This window comes from Desulfoplanes sp. (assembly GCF_054921335.1).
This window is the reverse complement of record NZ_JBUDSQ010000031.1, coordinates 1-13,640: the sequence shown is the minus strand read 5'-3', so window position 1 is coordinate 13,640 and position 13,640 is coordinate 1. Positions and strand designations below refer to the sequence as shown.

15 protein-coding genes and 1 CRISPR repeat array are annotated in these 13,640 nt (G+C 54.7%); of the genes, 10 read left to right on the top strand and 5 right to left on the bottom strand.

Features of this window, described 5'->3' with window-relative positions; all coding sequences use genetic code 11:
• The first annotated feature begins 142 nt into the window (after positions 1–142).
• From ACY692_RS08450 to tilS, 7 genes are all read left to right on the top strand, one after another.
• A complete protein-coding gene (locus ACY692_RS08450; protein WP_462324914.1) occupies positions 143–841 on the top strand; it encodes a metal-dependent hydrolase in 699 nt (232 codons plus the stop codon).
• Complete coding sequence (gene nth / locus ACY692_RS08445; RefSeq protein WP_462324913.1) at positions 825–1,520, top strand: endonuclease III; 696 nt, start codon at positions 825–827, stop codon at positions 1,518–1,520. The genes ACY692_RS08450 and nth overlap by 17 nt, the downstream gene beginning before the upstream one ends.
• A 165-nt stretch (positions 1,521–1,685) precedes the next feature.
• A complete protein-coding gene (locus ACY692_RS08440) occupies positions 1,686–2,375 on the top strand; it encodes a precorrin-2 dehydrogenase/sirohydrochlorin ferrochelatase family protein (protein ID WP_462324912.1) in 690 nt (229 codons plus the stop codon).
• Positions 2,353–3,180, top strand: coding sequence for a cytochrome C assembly family protein (locus ACY692_RS08435; RefSeq protein ID WP_462324911.1), 828 nt, complete (start codon positions 2,353–2,355; stop codon positions 3,178–3,180). Before ACY692_RS08440 ends, ACY692_RS08435 begins: the two co-directional genes overlap by 23 nt.
• 121 nt (positions 3,181–3,301) lie before the next feature.
• The gene (gene hemA, locus ACY692_RS08430) at positions 3,302–4,663 is read left to right on the top strand and encodes a glutamyl-tRNA reductase (protein WP_462324910.1); all 1,362 of its coding nucleotides are present in this window, start codon (positions 3,302–3,304) and stop codon (positions 4,661–4,663) included.
• A 42-nt stretch (positions 4,664–4,705) separates the two neighbouring features.
• Positions 4,706–5,041, top strand: coding sequence for a hypothetical protein (locus ACY692_RS08425; RefSeq protein ID WP_462324909.1), 336 nt, complete (start codon positions 4,706–4,708; stop codon positions 5,039–5,041).
• A 1-nt stretch (position 5,042) separates the two neighbouring features.
• The gene (gene tilS, locus ACY692_RS08420) at positions 5,043–6,047 is read left to right on the top strand and encodes a tRNA lysidine(34) synthetase TilS (RefSeq protein WP_462324908.1); all 1,005 of its coding nucleotides are present in this window, start codon (positions 5,043–5,045) and stop codon (positions 6,045–6,047) included.
• 7 nt (positions 6,048–6,054) lie between these two features.
• Here the strand turns inward: tilS and nadD are convergent, their stop codons facing one another.
• Entirely contained in the window at positions 6,055–6,747 is a 693-nt protein-coding gene (gene nadD, locus ACY692_RS08415) for a nicotinate (nicotinamide) nucleotide adenylyltransferase (protein WP_462324907.1), read from the bottom strand.
• Between the two features lie 233 nt (positions 6,748–6,980).
• On the opposite strand from nadD, the gene ACY692_RS08410 reads away from it, so the two are divergent.
• The 3 genes from ACY692_RS08410 to hrpB are packed head-to-tail and all read left to right on the top strand — an operon-like array spanning position 6,981 to position 11,000.
• Positions 6,981–7,391, top strand: coding sequence for a YkvA family protein (locus ACY692_RS08410; RefSeq protein ID WP_462324906.1), 411 nt, complete (start codon positions 6,981–6,983; stop codon positions 7,389–7,391).
• A 40-nt stretch (positions 7,392–7,431) separates the two neighbouring features.
• Entirely contained in the window at positions 7,432–8,445 is a 1,014-nt protein-coding gene (locus ACY692_RS08405) for a DUF3089 domain-containing protein (RefSeq protein WP_462324905.1), read from the top strand.
• A 47-nt stretch (positions 8,446–8,492) separates the two neighbouring features.
• A complete protein-coding gene (gene hrpB, locus ACY692_RS08400) occupies positions 8,493–11,000 on the top strand; it encodes an ATP-dependent helicase HrpB (protein ID WP_462324904.1) in 2,508 nt (835 codons plus the stop codon).
• A gap of 88 nt (positions 11,001–11,088) precedes the next feature.
• On the opposite strand, the gene ACY692_RS08395 is transcribed toward hrpB, so the two are convergent.
• From ACY692_RS08395 to ACY692_RS08380, 4 genes are all read right to left on the bottom strand, one after another.
• Positions 11,089–11,388 (bottom strand): hypothetical protein, encoded by a 300-nt coding sequence (locus ACY692_RS08395; protein WP_462324903.1) that lies wholly within the window; start codon positions 11,386–11,388, stop codon positions 11,089–11,091.
• Between the two features lie 405 nt (positions 11,389–11,793).
• Positions 11,794–12,168, bottom strand: a complete 375-nt coding sequence (locus ACY692_RS08390) for a helix-turn-helix domain-containing protein (protein ID WP_462324902.1) — start codon at positions 12,166–12,168, stop codon at positions 11,794–11,796.
• On the bottom strand, positions 12,125–12,421 hold the full coding sequence (locus ACY692_RS08385) for a cytotoxic translational repressor of toxin-antitoxin stability system (protein ID WP_462324901.1): 297 nt from the start codon (positions 12,419–12,421) through the stop codon (positions 12,125–12,127). Before ACY692_RS08385 ends, ACY692_RS08390 begins: the two co-directional genes overlap by 44 nt.
• A 135-nt stretch (positions 12,422–12,556) precedes the next feature.
• On the bottom strand, positions 12,557–12,964 hold the full coding sequence (locus ACY692_RS08380) for an HIRAN domain-containing protein (RefSeq protein WP_462324900.1): 408 nt from the start codon (positions 12,962–12,964) through the stop codon (positions 12,557–12,559).
• 187 nt (positions 12,965–13,151) lie between these two features.
• Positions 13,152–13,623: direct repeats of the CRISPR family, unit length 36 nt; unit sequence GCTTCAATGGAGCCACGACCTTTCAGCCGTGGAAAT.
• Positions 13,624–13,640: the final 17 nt, after the last annotated feature.

Here is a 13,640-nt window from a genome sequence, read left to right as displayed (position 1 = left end):
GTATTTTTTGCAGTCGCATCTGGTTTGTGGATTGCCAATCCATTCAAAAATTTCTACACCTGTTCGGCATCAAATCTGGAACAATCATGTTGCAATTTTATTCGTCTCCACGGCGCCTTACTTCTTATCACGGAGGTTTCTCATGTCCTATCTACTGACCTGGCACGGCCACGCAAATTTCGAGATAACCACCCCCAAGCATACCATCTTCATCGACCCCTGGTTTTTGGGGAATCCGAGGGCGGATATTTCCGCCGGGGACATCGACAGGGCCGACCTGGTCCTGGCCACGCATGACCATGATGACCACCTGGGTGACGCGCTCGAATTGTGCAAGAAGACCGGTGCCGTTTTCGGTGCCCAGGTCGAACTGGCCGGTTCGTTCATGCAGCAGGGAATCGATCGGAACCAAATTCTCAATGGGATCGGATTCAATATCGGTGGAACCGTTTGTTTCGAGGGAATAGAGATAACCATGATCCAGGCCTTCCATTCGTGTGCCACCGGCACCCCGGTCGGTTTCATCATCCGGTTGGACAACGGATTCACCGTATACCATGCGGGCGATACCTCCATTTTCGGGGACATGGAGCTCTGGGGGGAACTCTACCCCATCGATCTCGCACTCCTGCCCACAGGAGATGTCTTTACCATGGATGCCTACCAGGGAGCAAAGGCCTGCGCCCTGCTCAAATGTCGTATGGCCGTACCCATGCATTGGGGAACCTTTCCGGGGCTGGACTCCGAGCCCCAAAAGTTTGCACGCCTCGTCCAAAAACACGCCCCGTCCACATGGCCGATAGTCATGCAACCAGGAGAACGTATTGAGCTCAAGAAATAATGGATATAGAGACACCGAAGACAGGGAATTGTTGGCCGCTATCGTTCTCCAGCGCCTAAAAAAACGTTATCCCCACCCCACCTCGGCCCTGGTTTGGTCGAACCCATGGGAACTGCTCGTGGCGACGGCGCTTTCGGCCCAATGTACCGACGAACGGGTGAACATGGTCACCCCCCTACTTTTTGCCACCTGGCCCGATCCTTCGTCCATGGCCAAGGCCGATCCGGGAAGGGTCGAAAAGGTTATCTATTCTACCGGATTTTACAAAAACAAGACCAAAAACCTGATCCATGCGGCTACAACCATCATGGAAGACTTCAACGGGGACGTTCCCAGGACCATGGAAGAACTTGTCACCCTGGGGGGCGTGGCAAGAAAGACTGCGAACATTGTCTTGTCCAACGCATTCGGCATACACGAGGGGATCGCCGTGGATACGCACGTAAAGAGGATCTCCCTACGACTCAGCCTTACCGGCTCGACGGATCCGGTACGGATCGAGAAAGATCTCATGCCATTATTCCCGAAGACATCCTGGGGGGACATCAACCACTGCATGGTCCTTTTTGGGCGTGAGGTGTGCACGGCAAGGGGGCCACGGTGCGGTCAATGTGAACTGGAAGACGTCTGTCCCAAGGCCGGGGTGCGGCTGGCAGCATGCGGAAAATTTTCGGGGTGACCCCAGCCCCCTGACTGGAGCACCGAGAATGGACGACCCGACAAATCCAGTAGCGAGGAGTCAGCGCACAGTACGCAGATCGGAATATATCGTTGTCCCGGAATTGATCCGGGATCTCCACTCTTGCATTTACACCCCGTTACGGCTTTGCTAGAGGTCCCGGCCATGCGCTATTATCCCCTCCTTCTCGATCTCCACGACAAATCCTGCATGGTCGTTGGCGTGGGCCGGGTCGGAATCCGGAAGATAAAGACTCTCTTGGCAGCCGATCCCGGCCGGCTGCTCGCCCTGGACCGGTTCCCCCCTGATCCCGGATTGCTGGAGCTGACGCAGAAACATCCGGCACTCGTTTTTGAACAGCGCGGCCCCACTCCCGGGGATCTGGACCGGACCGATCTGGTCTTTGCCTGCACCAGCGACAGGGGCCTCAACGCAACGATCGCCCATGACTGCAAAAAGCGTGGTATTTTGTGTAATATCACCGATGATCCGGAGGCAGGCGATGTGGTCCTTCCATCGCTCATCCAACGGGGAGACCTGCTCCTGGCTCTATCCACCTCAGGTAAGTCCCCGGCCCTGTGCAAAAGGCTCAGACAGGAGCTTGATTGTCGGTTTGGAGAAGAATATGAACTCCTGCTCGAGCTTCTGGGGAGGATCAGACACGCCCTGCTCCCCCTGGGCCTGTGCTGCGACGACAATGCCGAGTGTTTCAGATCACTGGTTGACTCCCCACTGATCACGGCTATTCGAGACAGGGATATGGGAGCCGTCCATTCTATCCTTTTGGCCCTTTTGCCCGAACAACTCCACCCTTCCATTGGAGCCTTGACCAATGACCTCTTTCCGTCTCTTTGAATTGTGTATCGCCTTTTTGTACTTTGGCGGCGCGCTCCTGTTTCTTTCCGGTCTTGTGGCCCAACGCGACATACTCAAAAAGATTTCCATCTGGGCCACGGTTTCCGGTTTTGGGCTGCACTCGGTCGACCTCCTTTTCGCATGGTTGGGGTCGAATGGTTTGGGGAGCGGTCAGGGACCCTTTTATTTCAGTCTACTCGCCTGGAGTTTTCTGGCCATTTTTTTTGGGTTCTGGTGGCTGTTGCGCATGGAATTTCTCGCTCTGATCGCCCCCCCTCTCGCGCTTATCGTGTTCACGTCGTCCCTGGCCATCTCCCCCTCAACGCAACCCATCCCGCAGACCCTGGGCGGGCTGTGGTTCGGCTTGCACATCGGTTCCCTCTTCTTGAGCATCGCCCTGCTGGCCATGGCCTTTGGATCCGGTGCCGTTTATTTGTATTTGGAAAAAAAAATAAAGACCAAGTCACGTCTCAAGGGATTTTCCAAGGATCTCCCGTCCTTGAATACATGTGACCGTGTGAACCACGTAAGTGTCATGGTCGGATTCCCCCTGTACACGGTCGGCATATTGAGCGGATTCATCTGGGCCGCGTTCACTTGGAAACGGATGTTCAGCTGGGATCCCAAGGAAATAGTTTCCCTGCTCATTTGGCTGGTCTTTGCCTATCTTTTCCACCAGAGGCTGGCCCTGGGCTGGAATGGTCGTAAACCGGCCAAGATGGCCATATGGGTTTTTGTTCTAGTGGTTGCATCCATGTTGTTCATCAATTTCTTCATGCCCACGCACCACAGGTTCCAGATGTGAACAACAGGGACAAGGGAGACAGGCGGCATATGCCGACCTGCGCCCTGCGTACTGTCCTTACCCCTTACCCCGTATTCCCTAACACGTAATCTTACATCTTCCATACCAACCATTGTCCATAATGAATCAAAGCATCTATCTCATAGGTCTCAACCACCGTACCGCCGACGTATCTGTCAGGGAAAAGCTGGCGCTTCCGGACTGCAATCCCTGTGCACAGGGATTGGTCAGACCTGACGGTCCGATCCAGGAAGCCCTGATCCTGTCCACGTGCAATAGGGTCGAATTCCTCGTTGTCGGTGATCCCCGCAGGAATCCAATCCAAGAGGTCCTCTCTTTCTGGGGGACCTCATGTTCCTTTGACCCGGAAACCATCCGGAACCACGTGTATACCCATCAGGGGCTCGGAGCCATCCAGCATCTCTTCACCGTGGCTTCCAGCCTCGACTCCATGGTCCTGGGCGAGCCCCAGATCCTCGGTCAGCTCAAGCAGGCCTACCGTAAGGCCGTTGAGCACGGTAGCGCACGGGTGGTCGTCAGCCGCGCACTGCACAAGGCTTTTTCGGTGGCTAAACGGGTGCGTACGGAAACGGCTATTGCATCGAATGCGGTTTCCATCAGCTATGCTGCCGTGGAGCTGGCCAAAAAGATCTTCGGGGACCTTGCACCCCAACGGGCTATGCTCGTGGGGGCTGGAGAGATGGCAGAGCTCGCGGCCACCCATCTTTTGCGAGCGGGCATCAAGGGGATAACCGTTGCCAACCGGACGTTATGCAAGGGAGAAGAGCTGGCCGACCAATTTGATGGAACGGCCGTGCCTTTCGAGGGATTGACCGACCATCTTCCGGACGCGGATATCGTCATCAGTTCAACGGGGTCACAACATACGGTCATCCAGGCAAGGGATATCAAGAAGGTGCTCAAGAAGCGCAGACACCGGCCCATGTTTTTCATCGACATCGCCGTTCCCAGGGATATCGATCCCGACGTGAACGGGTTGGACAATGTCTATCTCTACGATATCGACGATCTCAAGGAGGTGGTCGAAGAAAACCTGGCCGAGCGTAAGGAGGAAGCGGGTAAGGCGGAACTCATCGTCAAGGAGGAGGTGGAAACGTTCGCTCTGTGGCTTAAATCGTTGGCCCTCAAACCGACCATCGTGGACCTTCTGGAGCGGGGAGAAACCATTGCGGAAAGGGAGATAAAAAAAACCCTCAAAACCCTCGGCCCCGATGTCTCACCGGAGCTGAACGAGGCCCTCCATGTCCTGGCCCACTCACTTATCGGCAAATTGTACTGCGAGCCCATCGGTTATCTCAAACGCCGGAGCATGGAAGAGGGAACGATCACCAAATGCATCCACGATACCCGACGGATGTTCAATCTGGACAATGAAAATGTTCCGGAAGACGCACACGCGGGGCGAAAAACCGGGACATGCCCTGACCAACCCCGCAGCAGACAGAATTTTCAGCGGAAGTAAGCCATAATTGTCAATCGCCAATCATTACCCAAGGAAATCCTCATGCGTTCTTACCAGATCGACGAATTCACACCCGAGCAGATGGAAACCATCAATACCCGGTTTGCAGAAAGGGGGTTTGGCTGCTCCATTCCCCAGCTTTTCCAGATTCCCCTCCCGGACACCCTCATGGGCCCCGAGCAGATCGAGCATGCCGACTCCTGTGGCCCCTTTTACATGGCCGTGGAAACGGGCAAGGACTGGATCCAGCTCGAGTTTCTGGTCCGGGCCCGGCAGATCCTGCGCTGTTCCTGTGTGGCCTATGCGACCAAGGAGCAAAGGGATTTCATGATGGACTACATCGACACCACGCTCAAAGAATGGGACATTCCTGTCTGAGATGACCTGCCCGCGTCTTCAAGACCTCGCCCCACAATGGGCCCATTTCTGTTTGGGGATCGAACGGTTTGTGGCCAAGGAACTCGGTGTTCGGCTCAATGGTGCGACCCTGATCGTTGCCTATTCTACAGGAGTCGACTCCACCGCGTTGCTGTGCATTTTCCATATCCTGGCCCCCCGGCTGAATCTGCGACTGGTTGGGGCCAATCTCGATCATATGCTCAGGCCCGAGTCCGGCCGGGAACAAAAAATTGCAGAACAGACCTGCAGGAAGCTTGGAATTGACTTTTGGGGGGCGTCCAAAGAGATCGCGTCCATAGCCCGAAAAACCGGTCAGGGATTGGAAGAGGCCGCACGGAGAGAGCGGTACCGATTCCTGGAAACGGTCAGATCCGAGTACGGTGCCGCGTTCATTCTCACGGCCCATCAGGCCGATGATCTTGCCGAGGATGTCCTCATGCGATTGATCCGGGGAACGGGCTGGCCCGCGCTGGCCGGGATGCAGGGGTATGACGGCGACCGCCACCTCCTTCGTCCCCTTCTTGGAACGCCCAAAAGGACCCTGCAGGGTTTTCTCGACCATCTCGGCATCGGCTGGGAAGAGGACGCGAGCAATACGGATACCTCGTTTTTGCGTAACCGGGTCCGCTGGAATATCCTTCCCCTGTTCCTCGAGGAGAACCCGGGGTTCCTCGGAACCGTGAACCAGCTATGGAAATGCGGTCAGGCCGACCGAATATTTTGGGACCATCGGATCACGGACCATCTGGGCCACCGGGAAAAATTCCTCCCCTCCCATCTGTCCAGCCTTGACAGGGCCGAACGTTATCGATTGATCAAGCATACCCTGGAGTCCATGGGGCCGGGGCAGCCCCTGGCCGCTTCCATCTTCAAGCTGGACGAGCTCTGGCAACAGCGGGCAACGGGCAAGAAAGTGCAATTTCCCGGGGACAAGACAGGGACTATAACACCGGAAGGGGTCGTGTTCAGGACCCAAAAAACGTAGGAACCCCCTACGGATTTTTCCCTGTACACGTGTTTATCGCTCCACCTTTTCCCCAAATCCTCGCGACACGGGTTCTGTGTTCCCCTAGATAGTTTTCCACCGGTTCAGGAACCAGATACCGGATACTCTGTCCTCTTACCCATTTTTCGCGGACCAGAGAGGAGCTGATGTCCAGTCGGTCCATTCCAACAAAAAACACATCCAGTCTGTTCTCTGGCAGCCTCCACCCCGACGGGGTCATACGGCTCCCAGGCCACAACGTTTGGACCAGCCCATTCGAATCCAGACGGTCCAATCCCCCCCGGCAAACAATGACCAGATGGGCTAAAGCGGTCAGCTGGACCCCTTTGTACCAGGAGGGAAAATGGACCAGGTCTTCACTGCCCATGATGAAAAACAGCCTCTTTCCGGGCTCGGTCCGTTTGTACTCCCCCAGAGTATCATAGGTATAGGAGGGGCCCTTGCGCCGTGATTCGAGATCGTTGACCCTGATGCCGGGAAGTTCCCTCACCGAGTCACAAAGGAGTCTGCATCTTTCGGAGAAAGGCAACAGACTCCCGACCTTTTTGTGGGGGGGGGTGGCCGCCGGGACCAGGTCTATCCGGGGCAATGGAAGTTGTTCTTGCACCTCGAGGGCCAAACGGAGGTGTGCGATGTGGGGAGGATTGAAAGATCCCCCGAGAATACCGATGGATTGCATATACTTTCCGGAAATATTGGAGGGATGGATCGGCTTTTGCCCTTCCAGTTACAAAAAAAGGTGGACTTGGCGGTCATATATGCCCGGTGCCGCCAAACCGCAAACCTATGGATGTCCTCCTACGCGCACGGATCGACCTTCCTGTTGACGCCCATGTGGGAGGCACGTATTCTTTTTTGAACAAGGTATAACAACAATCGGACCGCTCCCCTGCCGTCACGGGAAATGATCGCATGGACGTCAAATCTATTCTGGACAAAATCGACAATGACTATATCCGTTCCAGGGCCGAGAAACTCGGGAACAGTGATTTCGCCCGTGTCCTCAAGGAGTCGGAAACCATCCAAAAACTCGCTGCCCAAGACGGCCCCCTGCACAAATTCCTGACCGACATCACCCTGCTGATCTCCATGGTCAGGGACTACTACACGGGAACCTACCGAGACATTCCCTTCAGAAGCGTCGCGGCCATCGCCTTCACCCTTTTGTACGTCCTCAACCCCATCGACCTGATCCCGGATTTTCTTCCCGGTATCGGCCAGCTCGATGACGCCGCCGTTGTCGCACTGTGTCTGAAAATGGTCCAGGACGATCTTGTGGAATACGAAAAACACCTCGCCAATCAAGCCACGGACCAACCATAGTTCCGGCCTCCATGTCCACACTCCAACCCCTCCGGTACCCATGAAAAAAGTCCTCCCCCTGATTCCCTGTCGAGTACTGGCCCTGGTCGCGTTCGCGATCCTCCTTTGTTATCCTGGTACAGGAAAAACGGAACTTTCCAAATTCACCCCCGAAGACATACCGACCCGACCGGATTATTCACAGTCCGCCAACTGGCTGGCCCTGCCTGATGTCCCGGACCAGTATTCCGTGGATGTGTTTTGGGTCTATCCGACCGTGAATACCGGCGATAAGGGATGGCTCATGGATGTTACCGATGACCAAATGTGTGCCAAGGCCCAAAAGACCCTCACCACGCAGGCGAGTGTTTTCAGTATCCAGGCCAATCTGTACGCTCCGTTATACCGTCAGATGAATCTGGCCGGCCTCTCCCTGCCGGAAAAAGAGAAAAACATTATTATTTCCCACGGCAAAGACGATGTCTGGCGGGCCCTGAAATATTATCTCGATAATTCCAACGGGGGCAAACCCTTCATCCTTGCCGGGCACAGTCAGGGATCGAACATTCTCGCCGATCTGATGACCGAGCATTGGGGGGCACTCGGTGTGGAAAAACGTCTCGTTGCCGCCTACCTTATCGGCTGGTCCGTGACCCCTGAAGATCTGCGCACAAACCCGTCCCTTGAAATCTGCCATTTGCCCGGTCAGACCGAATGCATCGTCACCTACAACACCGTAGCGGCCGGCAAGCAGAAAAAGGCCCCGACAATCATTCCCGGAACCTATGTGGTCAACCCCCTTACCTGGACCACGACAGACAAGCCGGGACCCGCGACCATGAATATGGGGTCGGCCTTTTTCCAGGATGATGGCACCATTGTCATCCGTCCGGGATTCACCTCGGCAAGGATCAAGGATTGCGGCCTTGTGGTCGTCCCGAAAGACGGTTCTCTATTGGCTTCACCGCTGAGCGCATTCCCCCAAGGCGTTTACCATCCCTTTGACTACGCGTTGTTCTATAGAAATATCATGGCCAATGCTGCAGAGCGCATCCAGGCAGCCGTCTCCCAATGAGGGGTCACCCTGGCGACACCCCGGGAACATTCCAGGGCCATACGCCCATGGACACCCTTCCCATCCACGCGGTTCTTCAGGATCTCACCCGTTCGCTGGAGGGCCGTAACCGTGTTGTTTTGCAAGCCCCCCCCGGTGCGGGCAAGACGACAATCGTGCCTTTGGAACTCATGGCAGAACCCTGGCTTATGGGGCGCAAGATTCTGGTTCTGGAACCACGGCGTCTGGCCGCAAGGGCCACCTGCCGGCGCATGGCAGAGCTCATGGGGCAAAAGGTTGGACAGGACGCAGGGTATGTTACCCGGCTGGACACGCGCACCTCTCCACGGACCCGCATTGAAATACTGACCGAGGGGATCCTGACCCGTCGGATCCTGACAGATCCCGAGCTTGCCGATGTCGGGCTGATTATTTTTGATGAATTCCACGAACGTTCCATCCATGCAGATCTCGGCCTGGCCCTGAGTCTGGACATCCAGAAGGGGTTGCGCAACGACCTGCGTATCCTGATTATGTCCGCCACGCTGGATCCCCAAAGTATTCTGCGCGCAATAGGCGTGGATACGCCGGTCATCTCCGCCCCTGGAAGATCGTATCCCGTGGAGACCCGCTATATCCCTCCCCGCCATAATGACCGTGCTGAAATCCACACTGCAGGGGTCATCCGCAGGGTGCTCAACGAAGAACAGGGAAGTTGTTTGGTTTTTTTGCCCGGGGTGCCCGAAATCCAAAGGGTGCTCGCGCTCCTTCAAGACGGCCCCCTGCCCGCCGGCACCCGAATCTTGCCCCTGTTCGGCAATCAACCCCGGGACGAGCAGGACAGGGCGCTCAAGCCGCCCCCACAAGGAACACGCAAGGTGGTCCTAGCGACCACTATTGCCGAAACCTCCCTGACCATCGAGGGTATCCGCATGGTCATCGATGCGGGTCTCTGTCGTGTATCCAGATATTCTCCCCGGACCGGCATGGACCGACTGGAAACGATCGTCGTTTCCAAGAGTTCTGCGGATCAGCGCAGAGGCAGGGCGGGACGTCTCCAGCCCGGCATATGTTTCCGGTTGTGGAGTAAGCACCAACAGGAATCCCTGCTCCCCCATCTTCCTCCCGAAATAACGACCAGGGATCTATGCGACCTGATCCTGACCCTTGCCGATTGGGGAACGACCGACCTTTCCGGACTCGATTGGATCACCCCGCCTCCTCGGGCCCACCAGGAAAAGGCCCGGGGGCTGCTGGCCCGCATCGGAGTCCTGGACACCCAAGGGCGAATGACCCCGCACGGGCGGAAGGTCCAACGTCTGGGAACCCATCCCCGATTGGCCCATCTCATTCTCGGGGCCCAAAAACACTCCCTGGCATGGACTGGTTGTGTCACCGCCGCCCTGTTCATGGAGCGGGATATCTTCGAATATGTTCACGGCAGGGAGAGACACCGGGACCTGCGCCTCAGACTCGACGCTCTGGATTGCGTGACCAACAACCAACGACCTGCCCACCGGGTGGCCGGTGCTGTGTGCAAAAGGGTTCTCACGCAAGCACGTCTTTGGAAGAAAAAAATCAGCGCAAAGGATGACGGACTTTTTCCGGAATATTGCGGCAACCTTCTCTCCCTGGCCTTTCCCGACCGCATCGCACACCGTCGCTTAGGGGCACATGACGGAACCGGCTATCTCCTTGCCAATGGTAAGGCGGCAAGGTTCGCCGGCCTCGATCCGCTGGCCTCCTTTGCCTGGCTGGTCATTCCGGAAATAAACGACAAGGGCAGTGACGCCACGGTGCAGATGGCCGCCCCCGTGGACCAGGAGTGGCTTGAACAACAACTTGAAGAGATGTGGGAAACCCGGGAAAGGTATTCCTTTGATCCGGTCCGCAAGGAGGCAACGGCCAGGAATATCCTGACGTTCGGCAAGATACCGGTCCGATCATCAGCCTGTGCCGCTCCCGATGCCCAGCGACTTCAGGAGGTCACCATCCAGGCCATTCGGGATCAGGGACTGTCCCTGCTTCCCTGGAAGAAGACCAGCCGTTCATGGCTCGCACGGGTGCGCTTTCTCCTGAAGCATGACGTGGATCTCCCCGCCCACGATACCAAAACCCTGCTCGACGGGCTGGAAGCCTGGCTCGCGCCCTTTTTTTCCCAGCCTATACCCCGCCTTGAAAGAATAGATCTTCTCAGTGCCCTTACATCACGACTGTCGTGGGCACACCAGCAAACGGTCACCAGGGAGGCACCCACCCACATGACCGTACCCAGCGGCTCGCGCATTCCCCTCGACTATTCCGGGGATGTGCCGGTTCTGGCGGTGCGTATCCAGGAAGTCTTTGGCTGGCAGGCATCTCCCAGAATAGCTGGTGGTACAGTGGCCGTATGCATCCACCTCCTCTCCCCGGCCCACCGACCCGTCCAGATCACCTCGGATTTATCCGGGTTCTGGCAGACCGGCTATCCGGAGGTGAAAAAGGAACTCAAGGGACGCTATCCCAAACACTATTGGCCCGATGATCCACTGACGGCCCGCGCCACGAAAAAAACCAAGAAAGGGATGGGATTGTGAGGGTATGCTTTCCCTGGGGGGAGCGACCTTGCATTGTGAGTAGGCCCCCGAAACGCAATAAGAGCCAAAAATAAAACAGCCCTTACCCCTATATAACCTCCTTCATCTGCCCGAAATAATCATCCCTTTCGAACAACGGCGCGTACGTCTTTTCCAACCCATCCAATTTCTCGAGAAAGACCGGCCATTCCCAGATTTCCTCCATCTTCTTGTTGTCAACGAACACCTTGAATGATGTCCCCCTGGGGCAGGTGCTGAAGATAATCTCGAAGGTCCGGCCGTTTTTGTAAATCTTCCAGGGTGCCGACCACAGCGTCCGGTCACCTTCGGTTTTTTTGTATTTCTCGAAAAAACGGGTCGCTATGTCCTGAATGTCTTTGTTCTCCATCTTTTTTGCCTCCTTGATAGCCATCCTTGGTGTTTTTGTCCGACATTATATAATAACCTATTAAAATAAAATGAGATATTCTCTTTCTGATCCCTATTCCACAAGCCGAGCATGGCGTGCATGCGGTGCATAAAATCAATAGGTTAGCATAGGGCTCGGCAAAAAGGCTAGAAATAAGCTAGATTTTTTGTGGCCAGAAGGTATATGTAACATCCTATCGGAATTATCAAAATCAAGGGGTAGAAATTTGACTCGGGAAAAATTCGTGTTCTGAAATTCGATTTTCTCGAAAAAGTTTATGCCCCCGAAGTCACATTTTGCACCCTCAATGGCCATCGATTCCGGTCCAACCATGGAAATCGGTGGCCATTTTTTGCGTGAACGTACGAAATTGATGTCAGCATGCTACAAGAAAACCCGCCGGTCGGCATTCAATGCCTTGGCCAATCGTTCAGCCACATCCTTGCCAATGGGACGCTTCCCGGTCTCCATCTCTGATACATGGTGAGGCTTGAGGCCAGTCATTCGGGCGAGTTCTTTCTGGGTTAAATCCTCCCTGATCCGAAAACCTCGCAAGATGGTTCCGGGGTTACTTTCCGGAAAGACTTCGGATGCATCAAATAACTCTTCACCCATTTCGTTCTTTTCCCGCACCTCATGCCCTGCAAGCCGAAGAAAGGCTTTGGTGGCATCAATAATCCGGTTTGCGTCCTTGGCAGGGACCCGGAGGCACATTTCAACGAATTTTTCCGTAGTCTGCTTTTTCGTGAGTTCCAACATACCTGATCTCCACCACCTGGATCTTGTTGTCGGCTATCCTCCACACCGCCACATACCGGGGTTTTCCCTTGTTCAAATGGCAATGGTGAAACCCGACTTTCCCTTTGATTTTTCCATAATTGGGCCAGGATGTTGCCACGGGACCGTTGACTTCAATATCCCGCCTCAAGGCATCGAGTACGTCCTGCCATTGCTTGGGCAACTTTTCTTTCTGCTTCCTGGCCCTTCCCGTAAACACGACCTTCCAAGTCATTCAATGCCACCTTGTTACCACTCAGTGGTAATTGTCAATGGTATTTTTGCTGGTGCCGGACTGCTCTAAGGCTTTCCTGGAGATGGCCACCTAGTCGAATACGCCTAATATTCAACAATAACAGTATGATGGCAACTATCTCTGCTCCAAATACACGTCAACCTTCACTGCGTTCCAAAGAGGTACTGTCGGATTGACCTCCTTGACCTCGACGTGAAGGTTGACCGCGTTCTGCAAAAGACGACTGATATGTTTGTTGTCACTACGCGGAACATAGCCGAGCTTGGTTTTACCATGAAAAAGCTCCACGGCAAAAATATCATGAGGATTTGAAGGCTCGGGTTTCATTATCAGGATATCTCCCGATTGTAGTCGGGAAAAAACCGACGGGCCGTCATAGTACTGAAAACCTGCTACAGAAAATCGGTTAATCAGCGTCCTCGAACGTTTCGGATATTGTTGTTTCGCACTAACAGTGAACGAACTGCCAACTATGGGAAGCGTACTGAGAAATTGTAAAAAATGTCTTCGAGAAATATTCATAACCCCTCCACAAAGTTTCATAGCGATGAGCGTCCGATAAAGAAAAACAGAATTCCCATAACCTAGCGATGTTCACCGCCTGTACTTGTAAATGACAACCGAAAATTGACCAGGTGTGATCACCGAAAATTGACCACCCCAAGTGTTGGTAAAAGCCACCTGCGTAGCTGGTGACGGGTTCCGGCCCGCTTCAATGGAGCCACGACCTTTCAGCCGTGGAAATTTGATACAGTAATCGAGATCGAAGAATTGATGTTCAATGCTTCAATGGAGCCACGACCTTTCAGCCGTGGAAATAGCATCTACCGGGTCAGAGTGCTCGGTGATTTTCCAGCTTCAATGGAGCCACGACCTTTCAGCCGTGGAAATACTCCAGGTCAGGCTCAATCCGGCACTGACGCTCAGTGCTTCAATGGAGCCACGACCTTTCAGCCGTGGAAATATTGTTGCCCGTATCGGATCAAAATATCGTGATGAGCTTCAATGGAGCCACGACCTTTCAGCCGTGGAAATTACGCATAGTAGAATCCCTTAAGCTCAAGAGCCGCCTGCTTCAATGGAGCCACGACCTTTCAGCCGTGGAAATTACATTGTGGCAGGGGCGCAAAGGCAGGGGATGACGTGCTTCAATGGAGCCACGACCTTTCAGCCGTGGAAATATTGTTGCCCGTATCGG